The organism is Streptomyces sp. NPDC096324, assembly GCF_044763015.1.
GTDB lineage: Bacteria > Actinomycetota > Actinomycetes > Streptomycetales > Streptomycetaceae > Streptomyces.
Genome location: NZ_JBIWFK010000002.1, coordinates 108109 through 127437, shown reverse-complemented (window position 1 = coordinate 127437; position 19329 = coordinate 108109). Strand labels below are relative to the sequence as shown.

Below are 19329 nucleotides of genomic sequence, written 5' to 3'. Positions count from 1 at the left end.
GAGCTCCGATCTCCCGATCAGGGGCCCGGCGGGAGGAAACCCATGAGGCAGGGGTCAGCGGACGCTCCGGACGGCGACGCCCGGCGCACCGGAGAGGAACGGCTGAGAGCACTCAGGCGTACGGCGGTGATCGGCGGGGGAGTGGCGGGGCTGACCGCCGCCTACGTGATCGGCCGTGAGCGGCCCGTCGCCCTCTACGAAGCGGACGACCGCCTCGGCGGGCACGCCCACACTCACGACCTGACCTCGTCCGACGGACGCCTGCACCGCGTCGACTCGGGCTTCATCGTGCACAACCACCGCACCTACCCCCACCTTCTGCGGCTGTTCGCCGAACTCGGCGTCGCCACCCAGGAGTCCGAGATGAGCATGTCGGTGCGGTGCGAGGGATGCGGCCTCCAGTACGCCGGAGCCCGGGGCCCCGCGGGACTGTTCGCCCGGCCGCGCAGCGCGCTGCACGGCCCCTACCTGCGGATGCTCACCGAAGTGCCGGCCTTCCACCGCGCCGCCCGCCGCCTGCTGGCCGAGGGCGGCGAGGACACCCTCACCCTGGGCGAGTTCATCACCCGGCAGGGCTTCACGCCGTATTTCACCCGGCACTTCATGACCCCGCTCGTCTCCGCCGTCTGGTCCTGCGACGCCGCCACGGCCCGCCGCTACCCGGCCGCCTATCTGTTCCGCTTCATGGACCACCACGGCATGCTCTCGGTGGGCGGCTCGCCGCTGTGGCGCACGGTCACCGGAGGCTCGCGCTCCTACGTCGACCGGCTGGCCAAGGAACTCGACGCGGTGCACACCTCCACCCCCGTCCGGGCCGTACGCCGCCACGCCGACGGAGTGGACATCACCACCGAGGACGGCACCACCGCCTCGTACGGATCCGTCGTCATCGCGGTGCACCCCGGCCAGGCCCTGCGGCTGCTCGCCGACCCCACCCCGCTGGAGCGCGAGGTGCTCGGGACGTTCCGCTACTCCCGCAACACCACCCTCCTCCACACCGACACCTCCCTCCTGCCGAGCGCCCGCGGGGCACGGGCCTCCTGGAACTACCTGATGCCCGACTGCGACACCGACGCGGACCGGGTCCGGGTCAGCTACGACATGAACCGGCTGCAACGGCTGGACGCGTCGGAGACGTTCGTCGTCACCCTCGGCGGCGAGGACCGGGTCGACCCGGCCCGGGTCCTGGCCCGCATGGAGTACGAACACCCCGTCTACACACCCGAGTTCGTCGCCGCCCAGCGCCGACTCCCGTCCCTGAGCGGCCCGGTGACCGCGTACGCCGGGGCCTACCACGGCTGGGGCTTCCACGAGGACGGCTGCCGGTCCGGCGTCGAGGCGGCCGAGGCCCTGGGGGTGACCTGGTGACCGGCGTCCCGGCCCTCTACCCCTGCACGGTCGCGCACATACGGACCGCACCCACCCGGTACGCGCTCCGCCACCGGACGTACATGTGGCTGACGGACCTCGACCACCCACCCGAACTGCCCTACCCACTGCGTCCGTTGGCCCGCTTCGACCCCCGGGACCACTTCGACGGCGACCAGCCCGGCATCCGGGCCGGCCTCGACCGGTTCCTCGCCTCGCACGGCGTCGACCTGCGCGGCGGACCGGTGCTCATGCTCAGCCACGCACGCGTCCTCGGCCATGTCTTCAACCCGCTGACCCTGTACTGGTGCCACGACCCCGACGGCACCGCCATTTGCGTCGTAGCCGAGGTCCACAACACCTACGGCGAACGGCACTCCTATCTGCTGCGCCCCGACGACAGCGGCACGGTACGGACCCGCAAGGAGTTCTACGTGTCGCCGTTCTTCCCCGTCGACGGCGCCTACCGGATGCGGCTCCCCGAGCCCGGCGACAGGCTCGACCTGACGGTGCATCTGGAACGCGTGGGCACCCGGCCCTTCACCGCCACCGTACGCGGAACGCGGCAGGCCGCGACCGTCGGCGCACTCCTGCGTCAGGCGCTGCGTCACCCCTGGTCCACCCTCGCCGTGTCCGCCGCCATCCGGCTGCACGGCATCCGCCTCTACCTGCGCGGACTGCCCGTCCAGCCCCGCACCCCGCAACGAACCCAGGAGAACGCGAAATGAGGACAGCCGAGTCCTGCCCCGTCGAGACGCCCCGACAGGACACCGACCCGCCGCTCTGGCCGGACGTGGTGACCCGGCCGCCGTCGTCGCGGGCCCGCACGGCCGTCACCCGCTCGCTGGTGCGCCGCGCGCTCGAACGACTGCCGCTCCAGGCACGGTTCGCCGACGGCACCCGGGCCGGCCTCGGCGGCCCGGTCATCGAGATCCACGACCCGGCCGCCTTCCACGGCCGCATCGGCGCCCAGGGCCTCGTCGGCTTCGGCGAGTCCTACATGGCGGGGGAGTGGGACGCGCCGGACCTGGTCGCCGTACTCACCGTCCTCGCCGGGAACGCGGCCGGGCTGATCCCCGCCCCGCTGCAGAGACTGCGCGGCCTCTGGGCACCGCGCCGGCCGGACGTCCAGCGCAACACCCCCACGGGCGCCCGCGACAACATCAGCCGCCACTACGACCTGTCCAACGACCTGTTCGCGCTCTTCCTCGACGACACCCTCAGCTATTCGTCGGCCCTCTTCCGCGGCTTCCCCGCCTCGTGGTCCCTGCTGGCCGACGCCCAGCACCGCAAGATCGACCGGCTCCTCGACCTCGTCGAGGCGGGACCCGGCACGCGGCTCCTCGAAATCGGCACCGGCTGGGGCGAGCTGGCCATCCGTGCCGCCGCGCGCGGCGCCCGTGTCACCTCGCTCACCCTCTCCCGTGAACAACAGGCACTGGCCCGTGAACGGGTCCGTGAGGCGGGACTCGAGGACCGGGTGAGCATCGAACTGTGCGACTACCGCGAGGCCACCGGGACGTACGACGCCGTCGTCAGCGTCGAGATGGTCGAGGCGGTCGGCGAGGAGTTCTGGCCGGTCTACTTCGCCACCCTCGACGCACGGCTCGCCCCCGGCGGCCGCGTCGCGCTCCAGGCGATCACCATGCCGCACGACCGTCTGATGGCCTCCCGCGACACCTTCACCTGGATCCAGAAGTACGTCTTCCCCGGCGGGCTGCTGCCCTCCGTGGAGGCGGTCGACGAGGTGACCGGCGCCCACACCGGCCTGCGCACCACACGCAGGGACGCCTTCGGCGCGCACTACGCGGAGACCCTGCGGCTGTGGCGCGAGCGGTTCACCGAGCGGGCCGACGAGGTCGCCGCGCTCGGCTTCGACGAGACCTTCCGCCGGATGTGGACCTTCTATCTCGCGTACTCCGAAGCCGGATTCCGCTCCGGCTATCTGGACGTCCAGCAGTATGTGTTCACGAAGGACGCGAAGGAGGACCCCACGCCATGACCGGATTCCCCTGGGCGGCGTTCGCCCAGAACCTCGCTCTCGCGGCCGGCGCGGCGTTCGCCGTCATGCTGGTCACCTTCGCCGTCGCCGTACGCCGAGGCCTGCACCGGATCGTGGACGTCGCCTGGGGGATCGGCTTCACCGCGGTGGCCCTCGTCACCTTCCTGGCGTCCGCCGGTGAGGGCGACGAGGCCCGCCGCGTGCTCGTCACCGTCCTCACCGCGGTGTGGGGACTGCGGCTGGCCGCGCACATCGCGCGGCGCGGGCGGGGACACGGCGAGGACCCGCGCTACGAAGCCCTGCTGGCCAAGGCGCCCGGCAGCCGTGACCTCTACGCCCTGCGCATGGTGTACCTCCTGCAAGGGGCGCTGGTGTGGCTGGTGTCGCTGCCGGTGCAGGCCGCGCAGTACGTTCCGGGGCCGCTCACGGGCTTCGCCTGGGCGGGCACCGCGCTGTGGGCCGTCGGCCTGTCCTTCGAGGCGGTCGGCGACGCCCAGCTCGCCCGCTTCAAGGCCGATCCGGCGAACCGCGGCCGCGTCATGGACCGGGGCCTGTGGAGCTGGACCCGGCACCCCAACTACTTCGGCGACTTCTGCGTCTGGTGGGGCCTGTTCCTGCTCGCCTGTGACAGCCCCCAGTCGGCCGCCGTGGCTCTCGTGTCGCCGCTGGTGATGAGCTACCTGCTGATCAACGGCAGCGGGAAGCCGATGCTGGAGCGACACATGGCGGGGCGCCCCGGGTTCGCCGCGTACGCGGCGCGCACGAGCGGCTTCTTTCCGCTGCCGCCGCGAAGGCGCCGCTGACCGGTCCGCGCCGCCGACCACCGGTCCGTGCCGCTGACCGCTCCGTGCCGCCGACCGGCCGGGCGGCCGACCTGCCGAGTGTTCGTCCCCTCCCCCGAACCGAGGGGACGAATCCCCCGAACCGAGGGGACGAACACTCAGACGGGCAGCCCCAGCAGCGCGACGGGCGGGGACGAGGGCCGCGTGGAGCCGCCGGCCGGCTCCACCGTGATCCCCATGCCGGACGCGCCGTCGACGGAACCCTTCATCAGCACGGCCTCGCTGGTGCGGCCCGGGTCCATCAGCCCGGCGGACCGCATGGTGCCCGCGTCGTCGAACCAGAGCTGGTAGACCTTGCCGCCGGGCGGCTTCGCCATCTTCGAGGAGATGAACACGGCCCGGTCCCGGCTCCGGGACACGACGACCGTGCCGCTCGCCCCGTCCGCCAGCTTCGCCGTACGCGAGGTCGCGTCGGGGGCCGTGAGAACCGCGGCCACCTGGTCCGCACGCCGTTCGGCCTGACGGGCCTGCTCCCGGGCGTCCTGCGCGCGCTCGTGCTGCCAGGCCGCCGTACCGCCCAGCGCCGCCGCCGCGGCCAGTGCCGCGGCGAGCGCCCAGTGCCCGCGCCGGCGCCGGCGGATGCCGACGGCCCGGGGAGCGGAGAGGGGCAGCGTGCGCGGCGCCTCCTGGCGGACCGCGGTGATCCGCCGCATGACCTGGTCCTTGAGGGCCGGGCCCGGCGAATCGGTGACGGCCAGGCCCAGGCGGGCGGCCGTGGCGGTCAGCTCACGGACCTCCTGCGCGCAGTCGGCGCAGTCCGCGGCGTGCCGCTCGAAACGCTCGCGTTCGTCGTCGTCCAGCGCGTGCAGCGCGTACGCGCCGGTCAGTGTGTGCAGGTCGGCCGTGGTCACGCCGTCACCCCCAGACAGTCACGCAGCCGGATCAGTCCGTCGCGCAGCCGGGTCTTGACCGTGCCGAGGGGGGTCGCCAGCAGCTCCGCCACCTCCCGGTAGGTCAGCCCGCGGTAGTAGGCCAGCGTCACCGACTGGCGCTGGAGCTCGGTCAGCGTGCGCATGCAGCGCCGTACCTGCTCACGTTCCAGCCGCGCCTCGACCTGCTCGGTCACCTCGTCGAACTCGGGCGTCCGGTCGAGGAGGGCGGCCTTGTGCTCCCGCGCCGTCGAGGCCTCGACCGAGCGCACCCGGTCCACGGCCCGCTGATGGGTGAGCGTCAGGACCCAGTTCATGACCGACCCCTTCTCGGGGCGGTAGCGTGCGGCGGTCCGCCACACCTCGACCAGTACCTCCTGGGCGACCTCCTCCGACTGCGCCCGGTCCCGCAGGACCCGGCGCACGATGCCGAGGACGGGGCCCGCCACCACGTCGTAGAGCGAGGCGAACGCATCCTGGTCACCGCGGGCGACCCGGGCCATGAGATCCGGCAGGTCCGGCCCCGCGGACGGGTTGCGCCCGATCTCCACGGCTTCCTTCACAGTGTGGTCCTCCAAGACGCTTCGAACATTTCGGATGTGATCCGAAGCCGGCGGGGCGGTGGATTGGCCCACGGAGCGGAAAGTGTCGGCGGACCGCCGCGCTCAGACCTCGGCCACCGGGCGGAGACAGTCGCGGAGCTGGTGCATACCGCGCCGGGAGTGGCTCTTGACGGTGCCCAGCGGCCAGCCGGTGCGCTGGGCGATCTGGGTCTGGGTGAGGTCCTCGTAGAACGCGAGGTGCAGGACCCGGCGCTGCGGCGTCGGGAGCTTGGCCAGCTCGTGCCGGACGACGACACGGTCGAGCGAGGCCTCGGGCCGGGCGCGGGAGTCGTCGGCGAGGGCCAGCAGGGCCCCGGCCGCCCCCACCAGTTCGGTGCGCCGGGTCCGCGCGGAGAGCGCGTCGGCGATCTTGCGCCGGGTGATGCCCACGAGCCACGCCGCCACCGGGCCGCGCTCGGGCCGATAACCCCGCGCGCCCCGCCACACGGCGAGGAACACCTGCTGGGTGACGTCCTCCGCCTCGCGCGGGTCGCCCAGCGAACGCCGGGCGAGGGCCTGGACGAGGGGCGCCCAGCGCCGGTACGCGGTGGCCAGGCAAGCCTCGTCCCCGTCGACGATCCCACGGGCCAGTTCCGCGTCCGTGATCGTGTCCCCGGGCTCGTCGGTCGGCTGCTCGGCGATCGGATCTGCGCTCATGGCCACGGCTCCTTGCTCCGGGAACTCCCTGTGCGGGGCCCCGTGAAACCGATTGTGTGAACCATGGGACAGAGGCGACAACTCGCATCGTTTCTGCGTCGTATAGTCGCCGTATGGGTGATGGCCGGTCTGATCAGGAGCGGGAACCGGGCGCGGGATCCGCCGAAGCCGGTGTCACCACGGGCGCGCTGGCCCGCCGCCTGGGAGTGTCACCCACCACGCTGCGTTCCTGGGACCGCAGGTACGGAATGGGACCCGCGGTCCGTTCCGGCGGGCGGCACCGCCGCTGGATGCCGCAGGACGTGGCCATGCTCGAGGAGATGTGCCGGCTGACCTCGTCCGGAGTGCCGCCCGCCGAGGCCGCCAGGGCGGCGAAGGGGTGGTCCGACCCCCTGGAGCCCGAGGGCGGGAGCACGGCCGACGGGCCGGAACCCGCGGCGCGGGCGGCCGGAGCGGAGCCGCTCGGGGACCCCCGGCAGGAGTGCAAGGGTCTCGCGCGCGCCGCCGTACGTCTCGACGCTCCTTCCGTGGACGACCAGTTGACCGCGCTCGTCGAGCGGCACGGCGTGGTCGTCGGCTGGGAGGAGGTGATGGTGCCGACGCTGCACGCGGTGGGCCGCAAATGGGAGTCCGCGGGGGACCGCTACGTGGAGGTCGAGCACCTGCTGTCGTGGCACATCTCCCGTGTGCTGCACCGCGCTTCGGGACCGGTGGAGCCCAAGACACCGGCCACGGGCGGGGGACCGATCGTGCTGGCCTGCGTGCCCGGCGAGCAGCACTGCCTTCCGCTGGAGGCGTTGCACGCGGGGCTCGCCGAACAGGGCCTGCCCACGCGGATGTTCGGCCCCGCCGTGCCCCCCGAGGCGCTGACCGCGGCGGTGCGGCGGCTGGGGCCGGTCGCCGTCGTGCTGTGGTCGCAGACCCGCTCCACCGCCGACCGCCCCCTGGCCCGGCACATCGCGGCCACCACCTGGGGAGTCAAGGGCGCCCGCGGGCGGCCCGCCGTCCTGCTCGGCGGCCCCGGCTGGACCGGACGCCCGGAACAGGGCATGCTCCGGCCGCCGGGACTGAGGGAGGCGCTCACCTCCCTGGTGAGCCTGGCCGAGGGCTGAACAGCAAGGCGGCCGCCCTCGCGAACTCTCGCTCGGGCGGCCGCCGTTCAGATGATCCGGGTTGTTCAGCCCACGGTCGGCGTCGGCGAGGGCAGCACGGCACCGCCCGCCGGCAGCGACGCCCCACCCGAGGGCAGCGAGGCCCCACCCGCCGGCTGGGACGTCCCGCCCGCCGGCGGCGTCAGGACGACCTCCGGCTCGCCGGGCTGCGGCGCGGGAGGCGTCAGATTCACCGCGGGCACCTTCGGGATGGTGGTCTCCTGGATGATCACCTGGTCGAAGTCGACCAGGCCGGTCTTCTCCATCACGGTGATGTGGTCCAGGACGGTGTCGTTGGCCTGGTCGGCGAGCTGCCGTACGAGGGTGTTCTCGGTCGTGGCACGGATCTTCGCGATGGTCGAGAAGATCTGTCCGTGCGTGATGCGCAGGATGTTGGCCATGTCGCTGTCGAACTTCGTGCCGGAGTCCGCGCTCAACGTCGCCACGAAGCCCTGCTGCTGCGGGGACGGCTTGTTGGGCAGCGTGATGCCGAGTTCCTTGGCGATCTTGCGGCTCGAGGCGTCGAGCCCGGCATGACCCGAGATCAGGTGCTCTCCCGCCGTGCGGACCGCCGGGGTGGTCCCCTTCTGCAGGGCGAGCAGTCCGACCGGGTACTCCCACAGTCCCGCCGCGCGCACCTTGACGACGAAGTCGCGGTCGGACTCGGTCAGCGGCCCCGAGGACGGATTGGCGATGATCCGGACCGGCGCTGCGGACGTGGTCTGGATCCCGAGCATGGCCGGATAGGCGAGTGCGGCCAGGGTCAGCGTCAACGCACCGGCCACGAAGAGGGTTCCCACGTTCCGTGTAATGCGCATTGAACAGCCTCCTGGGGGCGGGTGCGGCGGTTCCGGGGCTGTTGGCTCCGGGGTGGCCGCGCGATGGATCCGGTGCGCACGGATCCGGTACGAGTGGTTCGGACGACCATCAATACGGCGGCGCACCGACGAGGAATCTCTACAACAGGTAAAATCCCAGGCAGTTTATCTTCGGATCCGCTCGCTCCCGCACGCGGCTCGGGCGTTGCCGTCAGTCCAGGCCACGGGCCCTCTTGAACCGGGCCAGCCCCTCGGAGAGGTCGACGATCGGGTCCGGGTAGTCGCACGCGGCCCGGTCCAGACCCCGGAGCTTCCACGGTTCGTGCACGGCATGCCCGGCGATCTCGGCCAACTCGGGCACCCAGGACCGGACATATGACCCGTCCGGGTCGTAACGCCTGGCCTGGGTCAGCGGGTTCAGGACGCGGTTGGGCCGGCTGTCCGTGCCCGTTCCCGCCATCCACTGCCAGTTGAGCTGGTTGTTGGCTACATCGCCGTCCACCAGCAGGTCAAGGAAGTGCCGGGCCCCGACCCGCCAGTCCACGTACAGCGTCTTGACCAGGAAGCTCGCGGTGAGCAGGCGCCCCCGGTTGTGCATCCAGCCCTCGTGGCGCAGTTGCCGCATCGCCGCGTCCACCACCGGGTAGCCGGTCCGCCCCTCCCGCCAGGCCTCGATGTCGTCCCGTGCCTCGGCCCCCGTGCGCCAATGGTCGTGCTTGGAGCGGTAGTCGGCGGCGGACGCGTCCGGCCGCGCGGCCAGCACCTGGTGGTGGAAGTCGCGCCACGCGACCTGCCGTACGAACGCCTCGGCACCCGGACCGCCCGCCCCGCGCGCCCGGTGTACCAGCTCGGCCGCCGACAGCGAGCCGAAGTGCAGATGAGGGGAGAGCCGGGAGGTCGCGTCGCCGGGCAGGTCGTCGTGACGGTCCTCGTACGCCCCGATCCCGTTGCGCAGCCAGGCCGTCAGCAGCTTCCGGGCCTCTCGCTCGCCGCCGCGGGCCAGTCCCTCGGACACGCCGGACACGTCCGGGCGCGAGGGGACCGCCTCCGAACCGACGCCGTCCGGCACCCGGACGGTCCGGGGGGCCGCGAGCGGGTCACGCAACGGCTGCCGCGCCCACTGCCGGTGGTACGGCGTGAAGACGGCGAAGTGGTCGGAGGACGCCGGGGTCACGGCGCCGGGAGCGAGCGCGGTGACGACCGCGTCGTGGACGTACAGGCGGCGGCCGTCCGCCTCCAGGGCGGCGCGCAGCCGCTCCTCCCTGCGGTGCGCGTACGCGCTGACCCCCGCCGCGATGTGCACCTCGTCGGCGTCGGTCTCGGCGGCCGCCTGGGCCACCTCGGTGGTCACGTCGCCGGAGCGCACCACCAGGCGCCCGCCGCGGTCGCGGAGCCCGGCGTCCAGGTCCGTCAGGCAGTCGGCGAGGAACGCCATCCGGTTGGGGGCGGTGAACCCGGCGTCCGCGACGGCGTCGTCGCGGACGAAGAGGGGTACCACCGCGTCCGAACCGTCGAGGGCGGCCCGCAGCGGTGGATGGTCGTGCAGGCGCAGGTCGGAGGTGAACAGCACGATCGAGACGGTCATGGGGTGGCTCCGGGGCGGTGCTCAGCGGGGTAACGGCGTCGGTCTGCTTCGGCTCGGAGGACCGATGCGGATGCGGTCCGGCCGGTTCGCGGGGCGGTGCGCCCGCCCGTCGCGGAGGCGAGGCCGGTGCCACGGCCCGGCACGGCGGGTCACAGGTCGGCACGGCGGGTCGCGGCTCGGCGTGGCGGGACAGGGCACAGCACTGTGGGACACGGCGCCGCCGCGGGTCAGCGGGTGAGCGCCGGGGCGGGCGCGTCCGCGGGGGCGTTCTTGGCGGCCAGCGCGATGTTCCGGGCCATGCCGCCGAACACCACGGAGTGGAACGGCGAGACGCTCCACCAGTACAGATGCCCCAGCAGCCCGTGCGGATGGAACAGGGCCCGCTGCCGGTAGCGCGTACCCCCGTCGTCCGTCGCGTCGGCGTACATCTCCAGCCACGCGAGACCGGGCAGTCTCATCTCGGCCCGCAGCCGCAGCAGCCGGCCCGGCTCGATCTCCTCCACCCGCCAGAAGTCCAGGGAGTCGCCCACCCGCAGCCGGCTGGCGTCCCGGCGTCCGCGCCGCAGGCCCACCCCGCCCACCAGCCGGTCCATCCAGCCACGCACCGCCCAGGCCAGCGGGAAGGAGTACCAGCCGTTGTCGCCGCCGATGCCCTCGATCACCCGCCACAGGTTCTTCGGCGAGGCGTCCACGGCCAGTTCGCGGTCGTCCGTGTAGAGGCTGCCGCCCGCCCAGTCGGGGTCGGTGGGCAGCGGGTCGCTGGCCGTCCCGGGATACGACGCCGACGACCACCGCGTCGTCACCTGGGCGTCGCGCACCCGCTGGAGCGCCAGGGACACCGCCGCGTCGAAGCCGATCGGCCGTCCCGGGGGATCGGGAACGTACCGGACGATGTCGTGCTCGCGGCACACGACCTCATGGCGCAGCGACTCGGTGAGCGGACGCGCGATCGACGCGGGCACCGGGGTGACCAGCCCGACCCAGTGACTGGACAGCCGGGGCGTGAGGACCGGCACCGCGAAGATCAGCCTGCGCGGCAGCCCGGCGACGGCCGCGTACCGCCGCATCATCTCCAGATAGGTGAGGACGTCGGGGCCGCCGATGTCGAAGGCGCGGTTGACCTCCGCCGGCATCTTGGCGCTGCCGACCAGGGTGCGCAGGACGTCGCGTACGCCCATCGGCTGGATGCGGGTGTGCACCCAGCTCGGCGTCACCATCACCGGCAGCCGCTCGGTGAGGTAGCGCAGCATCTCGAAGGAGGCCGAGCCGGAGCCGATGATCACCGCGGCGCGCAGCACGGTGGTCGGTACGCCCGACTCCAGCAGGATGCGCCCCACCTCGGCCCGGGACCTCAGATGCGGCGACAGCTCGGCGACCGGAACTCCCGCGGGGGTGAGGCCGCCCAGGTAGACGATGCGCCGCACGCCCGCGGCACGGGCCTGTTCGCCGAAGACGCGGGCCGCCCTGCGGTCCGTCTCCTCGAAGTCGTGGCCCGTGCCGAGAGCGTGCACGAGGTAGTACGCGACCTCGCAGCCGCGCAGGGCGTCGGCGACGGATTCGGCGTCCGTGACGTCGCCGCGCACCACCTCCGCCTCACCCGCCCAGGGATAGTCGCGCAGCTTGGCCGGCGAGCGGGCCAGACAGCGCACCCGATAGCCCTCGGCCAGCAGTTCGGGGACCAGCCGTCCGCCGATGTAGCCGGTGGCACCGGTCACCAGACACCTGGGGCCGGTGCCGGTCTCCTCGTCGCTCATGGGTCCTCCGTCGGTCGCCGCCGGGCCTCCTCGGGGACGGCCCTCGTCCCTGATCCCTTCCACCCGGGCACCGTCCGCGGATGCGCCGGACGGGGCCGCCGCCGGGTGCGGGACGCCCGAACGGGGGAGGCGTCGGGACTTCTATAGGCTGATCACGTGGCCAGACGAGACGACCGTGACGACCGGACGGACGATCCGGACCCCGATACGGTCCTGGACCGGGCCGGGGCGACGGATCTTCACTCCTTCGCGGTCGAGCTGCGCCGGCTGAACGGCGAGATCAACCGGCTGGTCCACGGCTTCGCCGGGGAACACGGTCTGCACGCGACGGACGTCCTGGCGCTCGCGGCGATCCTCGACGCCTCCGAGCCGCTCACCCCCGGCCGGCTGCGCGAGCACCTCGGACTCACCTCGGGCGCGGTCACCGCCTGTCTGGACCGGCTCGAACGCGCGGGTCACATCCGGCGGGTCCGGGAGAGCCCCGACCGCAGGGTGGTCCACCTTCACTACGACCCCGACGCCAGGGCCGCCGCGCGCTCCCACTTCCGGCCGCTCGCCGAGGTCACGGCGAACGTGCGGTCCGGTTTCAGCGAGGACGAGCTGGCCGTGGTCCTCCGGTTCCTGGCAGCGATGAACGAACAGCTCTCCGCCGTACGGTCGCCCGGCCGCTGAACCCGCTGAACCCGCCCGCGGGCGCCCGCGTCCGAACGCGCTCCGACGCATCCGAACGGCCCCCGGGGCCGGAAGTCCGGGCATGGTCTACGATCTGGCCGCAAGATATCTCGATGATTGAGATTGTCATTCATCGAGACACCTGACGGCGAAACCTGGAGAGCGATGTCCCTCACCCCGCGACGAGCCCTGTGGCTGATCCCCGTCGTCCTGCTCGTCGCCTGGCTCGGCATCGGCGGCACCCTCGGCCCCTACGCCGGCCGGCTCGGCGAGGTCTCCACCAACGACCAGGCCGCGTTCCTGCCGCGCAGCGCCGAGTCCACGAAGGTCGTGGCGCAGCAGCGGGCCTTCCAGCAGGACGGGACACTGCCCGCGATCGTCGTGTGGACCGTGGACGGCGACGCCTCCACGGCCACGGCCCGGCGGTCCGCCGCGACCCACGCGCTCGCCGCCCTCGCCGGCACCCCCGGCGTGGTCGGCCGGCCGTCCCCCGCCCTGCCGTCGGACGACGGCACGGCACTGGAGGGCGTCGTCCAGCTCAGGCCCGACCTCGGCAAGCGGCTCCCCGACACCGTCGACCGGATTCGTACCGCCGCCGAGGGCGTCCCCGGAACGACCGCGTGGATCGCCGGACCCGCGGCCAGCCAGGCCGACCTCGGCAACGCCTTCGCCGGGATCGACGGACTGCTCCTCGGGGTGGCCCTGGCGACCGTCCTCGTGATCCTGCTGCTCGTCTACCGCAGTGTGCTGCTGCCCTTCCTCATCATCCTCGGATCGGTGTTCGCGCTCGGCCTGGCCTGCGCCGTCGTCTACGTCCTCGCCGACCACGACGTCGTACGCGTCGACGGCCAGGTGCAGGGCATCCTCTCGATCCTCGTGATCGGCGCCGCGACCGACTACGCGCTCCTGATCAGTGCCCGCTTCCGTGAGGAACTGGCCCTGAGCGCCGACCGGTTCACCGCCGTACGGGCGGCGCTGCGGCAGTCCTGGGGCGCGATCGTGGCGAGCGCGGGAACCGTCGCCCTCGGACTGCTGGCGCTGCTGCTCAGCGACCTCACGAACAACCGCTCGCTCGGTCCGGTGGGTGCCATCGGCGTCGCCTGCGCCGCGCTCAGCTCGCTCACCTTCCTGCCCGCCGTCCTGGTACTCCTCGGCCGCGCCGCGTACTGGCCGGCCAAGCCCCGTCCGGCGGGCGGGGTGAGCACCGGTGACGGCATCTGGAACCGGGTCGCGGCGCTGGTCGACCGCGCACCGCGCAAGGTCTGGGCGATCGCCCTGGCCGGGCTCCTCGCCTGCGCGGCCTTCGCGCCCACCCTGACCGCCAAGGGCATCCCGCTCGCCGAGACCTTCGTCAACGACGCGCCGTCGGTCGCCGCGCAGGAGACCCTCGGACGGCACTTCCCCGGCGGCTCCGGCAACCCCGCCGTGATCATCACGAACGCCGGTCGCGTCGCGCAGGTCACCTCCGCGGCGCGCGCGACGGACGGCGTCGCGTCGGCCGCCGCGGTGACGGGCTCAGGGCGGCCCGGCGGGGGAGCGCCCCGGATCGTCGGCGGCCGGGTCCGTGTCGACGTCACGCTCCGGTCCGCGGCGGACAGCGACGCGGCGAAGGCCACGGTCGCCCGGCTGCGCACGGCGGTGCACGCCGTACCGGGCGCCGACGCGCTCGTCGGCGGCTACGCGGCCCAGCAGTACGACACCCGGCAGACCGCCGAACGCGACCGCGCGCTCATCGTGCCGGTGGTCCTCGCCATCATCCTGGTGATACTGACCGTCCTGCTCCGCTCGCTGCTCATGCCGCTGCTCCTGGTGGCCACGGTGGCGCTCAACTTCGTCGCCACGCTGGGCATCTCGTCGCTCGTGTTCCGGCACGGGTTCGGGTTCACGGGCACCGACGCCTCCGTGCCGCTGTACGGCTTCGTGTTCCTCGTGGCCCTCGGCGTCGACTACAACATCTTCCTGATGTCACGGGTCCGCGAGGAGTCGTTGCGTCACGGGGTGCGCCAGGGTGTGCTGCGCGGTCTCGTCGCCACCGGCGGGGTGATCACCTCGGCGGGCGTGGTGCTCGCCGCGACCTTCGCCGCGCTGTCGGTGATCCCGCTGGCCTTCCTGGTGCAGATCGCCTTCATCGTCGCGTTCGGCGTCCTGCTCGACACCCTGGTCGTCCGTTCCCTGCTGGTGCCCGCCCTGGTCCGTGACATCGGGCGCCGGGCGTGGTGGCCGGGGGCACTCAGCCGCGAGCCCGGTGCCGGCCCCGAGCCGACGCCCGCGCCCGGGACCCGGGGGGACGAGCGCGTCGAGGTCTGAGAGGCCGGGGCCTGTCGATGCCCGTGAGGCAGGCCCCGGTTCAGTCCTCGTCGCCGGCCGGAACGACCACGAGGAACGCGTCCGAGGTCAGGTCCATCACGACCGTCGCCTTCAGGCCCTCGGTCCTGCGCCGGGCCGCGTACTCCTCCGCGGTCCAGGATCCACGCGGAGCCCCGGCGGGAAATCGTTCCAGCACCCTTGTGCCCATGGCGGCAGACACCTCCAGCTCGGACGGCGGACCCGGAGCGACGAGTCCCGTGGACTCCGCTTGCCCGGCGGCCGCCGATCCAAGCCTGCGAGGGGAAGCGAGTCCCGCGGTCCCGACCCGACATCAGGCGACCCGACATCAGGTGACTTGACGTCAGGCGACCCGACGTCAGGTAGGCGTCCTCGGCTGGGCAACCGGGCCCGATCCGCGGCAACTCCCGCGCACCGACGGCTCGTCCACCCGGAAGGCATAGCCGGGGCAAAGCCTGTCGCGGGCTGTTGATCTCCGCCGTCGCGAATCCGACACTGTGGTGGCCGCACGTCCAGACCGGGACGCGCGCGAACGGGGGGCTGACGGGACATGAACGGACCCATACCTGGCACGGTGGAAGTCGCGGTGCGCCACATCCTCAGCGACAGGACGACCGGGTTCCTCACCAGGACCCGCAGGATCACCTGGAAGGACAGCCTGTACCGGGTGCGCAGGCCGGCGTCCGGCAAACAGAGCGTGGAACTGATCTGCCCGGTGTGCGACGCCTCCCTGCTGGCCGAGGTCCGCACCGAGGCCCGTACCCGCCGGACCGGCGCCGTCCTGCTGGTCCTGGCGGTCCTGAGCGTCCTCGTCTTCGTCGCGGCGTTCGGCTACGCCGTCCACGAGGGCGGCCGCACGCTCCCCGAGGGCCAGTCGCTTCCGGCCGTGTTCCCCGTCAGCATCGTCTCGATCTTCGTCACGTTCGTCGCCGCGCCGGTGCTCTTCCTGCGGGGCCGCCGCTACAACGGCGTCAGCATGCTGGACGCCCCCAAACCACGTCGACTGCACGGGATCATGCCGGTACGCGGCTGAGCAGCGGGAACGGTGACGAGCGCACCCGGCGGGCGCGGTCCCCGTCCGGTGCCGCCGCACGGGGGTGCCGGCCGGGCGTAGTCCGCGGAACGCCTGTATGGGCCACAGTCCGGGATGCGAGACCGGACCGCCGTTCCTTGACTGCCCTCGCCCTGGGCTGCGACGATCTCTGTATGAAGCAGCGACTGGATCTCACGCGACGACGCCACGTCGACCTCGCGCGTGTCTGCAGTGCCTTCTGTCGCCGCGAAGTCTGACGACCCCGATCCCGGGTCTCCTTCGCACGGGTCCGTCCGCCCACGGTGGCTTGTTCTCACCGTGAACCGGTGCGTTCCCTCGTCTCCCGCCCCTCGCTCCGGCTCCCGAACTCCGGCTGATCGCGGCTGAGTTCCCGAACCCCGATGCGTCCCGCACAGCCGCCGGCCCCGTCTGCCGGGCAACGGCCCGTGCGGTGCGCCGAGGTCCGACCGCCGCGCAGAGGACGGGAGTCCGTCAGGACTCAGGCCCCTTTCCGACGAGCCACGCGCGTGGAGCGCGAGCCCGGCCCGTCGTCCCCGTTCGCCCATCGCTCCCCGGCAGCCCGTCGCCCCGGAACGCGGGTCACGCCCACGCACCCGGAACCCGGGTCACGGAATCCACCCGCGAGCCCGCTCACGGCACTCACCCGGAACCCGTTCACGAAAGAGGACTCATGGCCACCGTCCTGTCCGTCTCCGGCAGTCCCTCGGTCTCCTCCCGCACCGCCAAGCTCCTGCGCCACCTCGACGCGCGGCTCGCCGCACAGGGCCACGAGGTGATCCCCCTCGATGTCCGGACGATCCCCGCGGAGGCGTTGCTCGGCGCGGACTTCCAGCACCCGGCCATAGTCGAGGCGACCGAACTGTTCGCCCGTGCCGACGGAGTGGTCATCGGCACCCCCGTCTACAAGGCCGCCTACTCCGGCGTCCTGAAGGCCCTGCTCGATCTGCTCCCGCAGTACGCCCTGACCGGGAAGACCGTGCTGCCCCTGGTGACCGGAGGCAGCACCGCCCATGTGCTCGCCCTGGACTACGCGCTCCGCCCGGTCCTCAACTCGATGGGGGCGGCCCATATCGTGCAGGGCTGGTTCACCCTCGACAAGGACATCATCACCGGCCAGGACGGGAGCGTCACCGTGGCGCCCGGCAGCGCCGAGGCCCTGGTCCAGGTGGTGGACCAGTTCTCCGCGGCCCTGGGCCGCACCCCCCTGCTCGCCGCGACGGGCTGACGCCCGTGACCGCCTGAACGGCCGCCGTCCGACGGCCCCGTCGCCCAGCAGGCCCCCACGATCGGAGAACGCCGCCGTGTCCCTCACCTTCCACTGGTTCCTGCCCACCAACGGCGACAGCCGCGATGTCGTCGGCGGAGGTCACGGCACGCCCGCCACCGTGTCGGGACGGGACCGGCCGCCGACGGTCGCCTATCTGAGCCAGATCGCCCGCGCCGCGGAGGACCTGGGCTTCGTCGGCGCCCTCACCCCCACGGGCGCCTGGTGCGAGGACGCGTGGCTGACGACCGCGATGGTCAGTCAGCACACGGAACGGCTGAAGTTCCTCGTCGCCTTCCGGCCCGGCTTCGTGTCGCCCACCCTCGCCGCGCAGATGGCCTCCACCTTCCAGCGCCAGAGCGGCGGACGGCTCCTGCTCAACGTGGTGACCGGCGGCGAGAGCCACGAGCAGCGCGCGTACGGCGACTTCCTCGACAAGGACGCCCGCTACCGCCGTACCGGCGAATTCCTGGAGATCGTCCGGGACTTGTGGGACGGCAAGACCGTCGACCTGTCCGGCGAACATCTCCGGGTGGCGGACGCCCGGCTCGCCCGCGTCCCCGACTCGGTGCCCGAGGTCTACTTCGGCGGCTCCTCGCCGATCGCCGGTGACATCGCCGCCCGGCACGCCGACGTCTACCTCACCTGGGGCGAACCGCCCGCCCAGGTCGCTGAGAAGATCGCCTGGATCCGCGGGCTCGCGGCGAAGGAGGGCCGGACCCTCCGGTTCGGCATCCGGCTGCACGTCATCACCCGCGACACCTCCGAGCAGGCCTGGGCCGAGGCCCGCCGGCTCCTCGACGGTTTCGACCCGGCGACGGTGCGGTCCGTGCAGGAGGGGCTCGCCCGCAGCGAGTCCGAGGGCCAGCGGCGGATGCTCGCGCTGCACGGCGGCGGCCGGGACGGACTGGAGATCCACCCCAATCTGTGGGCCGGCATCGGGCTGGTGCGCGGCGGAGCGGGCACCGCGCTGGTCGGCAGCCACGAGGAGGTCGCCGACCGGATCGGGGAGTATCACGCCCTCGGCATCGACGAGTTCGTGCTCTCCGGCTATCCGCACCTGGAGGAGGCCTACTGGTTCGGCGAAGGCGTCCTGCCCCGGCTCACCGCGCGTGGCCTGTGGCGGCACCCGGTCGCGACCCCGCCCGGGGCGGCGGCGCAGGTGCCCTTCAGCGGCTGAGCCGACCGGGCCGCGGATGCGAACGCGGACCGGGCCGCGGAGGGGAACCCAGCGACCCGAGGTGCGCGGCGCGCACCTCGGCCGTCTGCCCCTGCACGAGGAGGAACATCCCCTCGCGGGCGAGCCGTTGGGCCGGACTGCGCAGATCCATCGCCCGCCCGCCGCCGGCCACGACCGCCGCCGTGGTGGCAGCCCGCATCACGTCGTACGCCCGTGTCTTGCACTCCAGCCGCTCCTCGATCCGCTCGGTCGGCACCGGGTGGTCGGCCAGCTCGTACGCCTGCCGTCGGACCTCGTCGAGACGCGCCCGCAGGGCGGCCGCCGTGTCCCCGGCCGAGGGATCGTCCTCCAGCAGGCCGATCGCCGTCGCGGTGATCCCGAAGACGGCCGGTGAGGCATTGGTGTTCTTGGGCCGGTCGGTGACCGCCCAGGACGCGTACGGGGTGCGCAGCGCCACCGCGTCGTCGGGCAGCCACAGCCCGTCCAGCTCCAGCGAGACCGTCCGGGACGCGGTGAGCGCGGCGAGCCGCATCGGCGGGGACGGGCGCAGCCCCGGCTGCTCGCGCGCCTCCGTGAACGCGAACAGCGCCTCGTCCGCGTCCGTCACCCCGGCCAGCAGCATGACGTCGTTCAGCCCCCAGCCGGTGTACCACGGGACCGTTCCGTCGAAGCGCCAGCCGCCGCGCTCGCGCGTGACCCGTACCGGGACGCGCGGGTGGGCCCGCAACTGGGCGTACGCGACACCGGACAGCAGCTCACCGCGGGCGAGCGGGCCCAGCAGACGCTCCCGTACCGGAAGACCGCTCCTCGCCAGGGTCGCCACCGGCGTGTGGTGCTGGGTCTGCACGAACCACGTCGAGCAGCACGCCCCGGCCAGGATCTCCGCGGTCTCGCGGGCGACCGGGGCGGGCGCCGCCGAGCCGCCGTCCGCGACCGGCGCGCTGATCCCGAGCAGCCCCGACCGCTTGAGGGCCTCGACGCTGCTCACGGGCACACCGTCCCGGTCCACCTCCTCGGCCAGCGGTGCCAGCACCCGGGACGCCAGGTCCCGGGCCGCTGCGACGAGAGGATGCGGTGGGACGGTCATCGAAGGAATCTCCCGCTGTCGTCGTGGCGTGTGTGTCGATCCGGCGCCGTCCCTTTCGTGTAGGGGGAAAGACGCCGAGTGGGACCACCGAGGAGGACA

Annotated in this window: 18 protein-coding genes; 10 read left to right on the top strand and 8 right to left on the bottom strand. The window is 73.0% G+C overall.

The genetic code is table 11. The annotated features are described in order from the left end of the window. Positions 1-42 precede the first annotated feature (42 nt). The 4 genes from ACIQ7M_RS04110 to ACIQ7M_RS04095 are packed head-to-tail and all read left to right on the top strand — an operon-like array spanning position 43 to position 4173. Positions 43-1368 (top strand): NAD(P)/FAD-dependent oxidoreductase, encoded by a 1326-nt coding sequence (locus ACIQ7M_RS04110; RefSeq protein ID WP_403639424.1) that lies wholly within the window; start codon positions 43-45, stop codon positions 1366-1368. Then, positions 1365-2096, top strand: coding sequence for a DUF1365 domain-containing protein (locus ACIQ7M_RS04105; RefSeq protein ID WP_403639422.1), 732 nt, complete (start codon positions 1365-1367; stop codon positions 2094-2096). The genes ACIQ7M_RS04110 and ACIQ7M_RS04105 overlap by 4 nt, the downstream gene beginning before the upstream one ends. Further along, the gene (locus ACIQ7M_RS04100) at positions 2093-3370 is read left to right on the top strand and encodes a class I SAM-dependent methyltransferase (RefSeq protein WP_403639420.1); all 1278 of its coding nucleotides are present in this window, start codon (positions 2093-2095) and stop codon (positions 3368-3370) included. Before ACIQ7M_RS04105 ends, ACIQ7M_RS04100 begins: the two co-directional genes overlap by 4 nt. Beyond that, complete coding sequence (locus ACIQ7M_RS04095; protein WP_355775748.1) at positions 3367-4173, top strand: DUF1295 domain-containing protein; 807 nt, start codon at positions 3367-3369, stop codon at positions 4171-4173. Before ACIQ7M_RS04100 ends, ACIQ7M_RS04095 begins: the two co-directional genes overlap by 4 nt. 137 nt (positions 4174-4310) lie before the next feature. Here the strand turns inward: ACIQ7M_RS04095 and ACIQ7M_RS04090 are convergent, their stop codons facing one another. The 3 genes from ACIQ7M_RS04090 to ACIQ7M_RS04080 form a co-directional block, all read right to left on the bottom strand. Next, a complete protein-coding gene (locus ACIQ7M_RS04090; protein ID WP_403639418.1) occupies positions 4311-5063 on the bottom strand; it encodes an anti-sigma factor domain-containing protein in 753 nt (250 codons plus the stop codon). Beyond that, positions 5060-5644 carry a sigma-70 family RNA polymerase sigma factor gene (locus ACIQ7M_RS04085; protein ID WP_355775278.1) on the bottom strand — a complete coding sequence of 195 codons (585 nt, stop codon included), beginning with the start codon at positions 5642-5644 and terminating at the stop codon, positions 5060-5062. Before ACIQ7M_RS04085 ends, ACIQ7M_RS04090 begins: the two co-directional genes overlap by 4 nt. Positions 5645-5746: 102 nt before the next feature. Next, entirely contained in the window at positions 5747-6340 is a 594-nt protein-coding gene (locus ACIQ7M_RS04080) for a sigma-70 family RNA polymerase sigma factor (RefSeq protein ID WP_386976413.1), read from the bottom strand. Positions 6341-6453: 113 nt separating this feature from the next. On the opposite strand from ACIQ7M_RS04080, the gene ACIQ7M_RS04075 reads away from it, so the two are divergent. Further along, positions 6454-7452, top strand: a complete 999-nt coding sequence (locus tag ACIQ7M_RS04075) for a MerR family transcriptional regulator (RefSeq protein WP_403639415.1) — start codon at positions 6454-6456, stop codon at positions 7450-7452. A 65-nt stretch (positions 7453-7517) separates the two neighbouring features. On the opposite strand, the gene ACIQ7M_RS04070 is transcribed toward ACIQ7M_RS04075, so the two are convergent. The 3 genes from ACIQ7M_RS04070 to ACIQ7M_RS04060 all read right to left on the bottom strand — a co-directional run bounded on the left by ACIQ7M_RS04070 (position 7518) and on the right by ACIQ7M_RS04060 (position 11648). Further along, positions 7518-8309 (bottom strand): DUF4142 domain-containing protein, encoded by a 792-nt coding sequence (locus ACIQ7M_RS04070; protein ID WP_403639413.1) that lies wholly within the window; start codon positions 8307-8309, stop codon positions 7518-7520. Positions 8310-8520: 211 nt separating this feature from the next. After that, positions 8521-9894, bottom strand: coding sequence for a cryptochrome/photolyase family protein (locus ACIQ7M_RS04065; RefSeq protein ID WP_403639411.1), 1374 nt, complete (start codon positions 9892-9894; stop codon positions 8521-8523). Positions 9895-10121: 227 nt separating this feature from the next. Then, on the bottom strand, positions 10122-11648 hold the full coding sequence (locus ACIQ7M_RS04060) for an SDR family oxidoreductase (protein ID WP_403639409.1): 1527 nt from the start codon (positions 11646-11648) through the stop codon (positions 10122-10124). Positions 11649-11861: 213 nt separating this feature from the next. Here ACIQ7M_RS04060 and ACIQ7M_RS04055 point away from each other — a divergent pair, with 213 nt between their 5' ends. Together ACIQ7M_RS04055 and ACIQ7M_RS04050 are read left to right on the top strand one after the other, a co-directional pair. Next, positions 11862-12320 carry a MarR family winged helix-turn-helix transcriptional regulator gene (locus ACIQ7M_RS04055; protein ID WP_403640870.1) on the top strand — a complete coding sequence of 153 codons (459 nt, stop codon included), beginning with the start codon at positions 11862-11864 and terminating at the stop codon, positions 12318-12320. 165 nt (positions 12321-12485) lie between these two features. Continuing rightward, positions 12486-14627 carry an MMPL family transporter gene (locus ACIQ7M_RS04050; RefSeq protein WP_403639407.1) on the top strand — a complete coding sequence of 714 codons (2142 nt, stop codon included), beginning with the start codon at positions 12486-12488 and terminating at the stop codon, positions 14625-14627. A 40-nt stretch (positions 14628-14667) separates the two neighbouring features. Here the strand turns inward: ACIQ7M_RS04050 and ACIQ7M_RS04045 are convergent, their stop codons facing one another. Further along, on the bottom strand, positions 14668-14835 hold the full coding sequence (locus ACIQ7M_RS04045) for a hypothetical protein (protein ID WP_355774671.1): 168 nt from the start codon (positions 14833-14835) through the stop codon (positions 14668-14670). A 360-nt stretch (positions 14836-15195) separates the two neighbouring features. Between ACIQ7M_RS04045 and ACIQ7M_RS04040 the strand changes: the two genes are divergently transcribed. From ACIQ7M_RS04040 to ACIQ7M_RS04030, 3 genes are all read left to right on the top strand, one after another. After that, positions 15196-15678: a hypothetical protein gene (locus tag ACIQ7M_RS04040; protein ID WP_386976393.1), complete on the top strand. Its 483-nt coding sequence runs from the start codon at positions 15196-15198 to the stop codon at positions 15676-15678. Positions 15679-16369: 691 nt separating this feature from the next. Next, positions 16370-16924, top strand: coding sequence for an NADPH-dependent FMN reductase (gene ssuE, locus ACIQ7M_RS04035; RefSeq protein WP_384796070.1), 555 nt, complete (start codon positions 16370-16372; stop codon positions 16922-16924). A gap of 76 nt (positions 16925-17000) precedes the next feature. Next, on the top strand, positions 17001-18143 hold the full coding sequence (locus ACIQ7M_RS04030) for an LLM class flavin-dependent oxidoreductase (protein WP_403639404.1): 1143 nt from the start codon (positions 17001-17003) through the stop codon (positions 18141-18143). On the opposite strand, the gene ACIQ7M_RS04025 is transcribed toward ACIQ7M_RS04030, so the two are convergent. After that, on the bottom strand, positions 18133-19230 hold the full coding sequence (locus tag ACIQ7M_RS04025) for an acyl-CoA dehydrogenase family protein (RefSeq protein ID WP_403639402.1): 1098 nt from the start codon (positions 19228-19230) through the stop codon (positions 18133-18135). The two genes, ACIQ7M_RS04030 and ACIQ7M_RS04025, sit on opposite strands and share 11 nt — an antisense overlap. Positions 19231-19329: the final 99 nt, after the last annotated feature.

Bases quoted from the DNA above. Each gene is read 5' to 3' on its own strand.
- ACIQ7M_RS04075 (WP_403639415.1), top strand. From the start codon at position 6,454: ATGGGTGATGGCCGGTCTGATCAGGAGCGGGAACCGGGCGCGGGATCC.
- ACIQ7M_RS04080 (WP_386976413.1), bottom strand. From the start codon at position 6,340: ATGAGCGCAGATCCGATCGCCGAGCAGCCGACCGACGAGCCCGGGGAC.
- ACIQ7M_RS04040 (WP_386976393.1), top strand. From the start codon at position 15,196: ATGAACGGACCCATACCTGGCACGGTGGAAGTCGCGGTGCGCCACATC.
- ACIQ7M_RS04100 (WP_403639420.1), top strand. From the start codon at position 2,093: ATGAGGACAGCCGAGTCCTGCCCCGTCGAGACGCCCCGACAGGACACC.
- ACIQ7M_RS04095 (WP_355775748.1), top strand. From the start codon at position 3,367: ATGACCGGATTCCCCTGGGCGGCGTTCGCCCAGAACCTCGCTCTCGCG.
- ACIQ7M_RS04065 (WP_403639411.1), bottom strand. From the start codon at position 9,894: ATGACCGTCTCGATCGTGCTGTTCACCTCCGACCTGCGCCTGCACGAC.
- ssuE (WP_384796070.1), top strand. From the start codon at position 16,370: ATGGCCACCGTCCTGTCCGTCTCCGGCAGTCCCTCGGTCTCCTCCCGC.
- ACIQ7M_RS04060 (WP_403639409.1), bottom strand. From the start codon at position 11,648: ATGAGCGACGAGGAGACCGGCACCGGCCCCAGGTGTCTGGTGACCGGT.
- ACIQ7M_RS04045 (WP_355774671.1), bottom strand. From the start codon at position 14,835: ATGGGCACAAGGGTGCTGGAACGATTTCCCGCCGGGGCTCCGCGTGGA.
- ACIQ7M_RS04025 (WP_403639402.1), bottom strand. From the start codon at position 19,230: ATGACCGTCCCACCGCATCCTCTCGTCGCAGCGGCCCGGGACCTGGCG.
- ACIQ7M_RS04110 (WP_403639424.1), top strand. From the start codon at position 43: ATGAGGCAGGGGTCAGCGGACGCTCCGGACGGCGACGCCCGGCGCACC.
- ACIQ7M_RS04050 (WP_403639407.1), top strand. From the start codon at position 12,486: ATGTCCCTCACCCCGCGACGAGCCCTGTGGCTGATCCCCGTCGTCCTG.
- ACIQ7M_RS04070 (WP_403639413.1), bottom strand. From the start codon at position 8,309: ATGCGCATTACACGGAACGTGGGAACCCTCTTCGTGGCCGGTGCGTTG.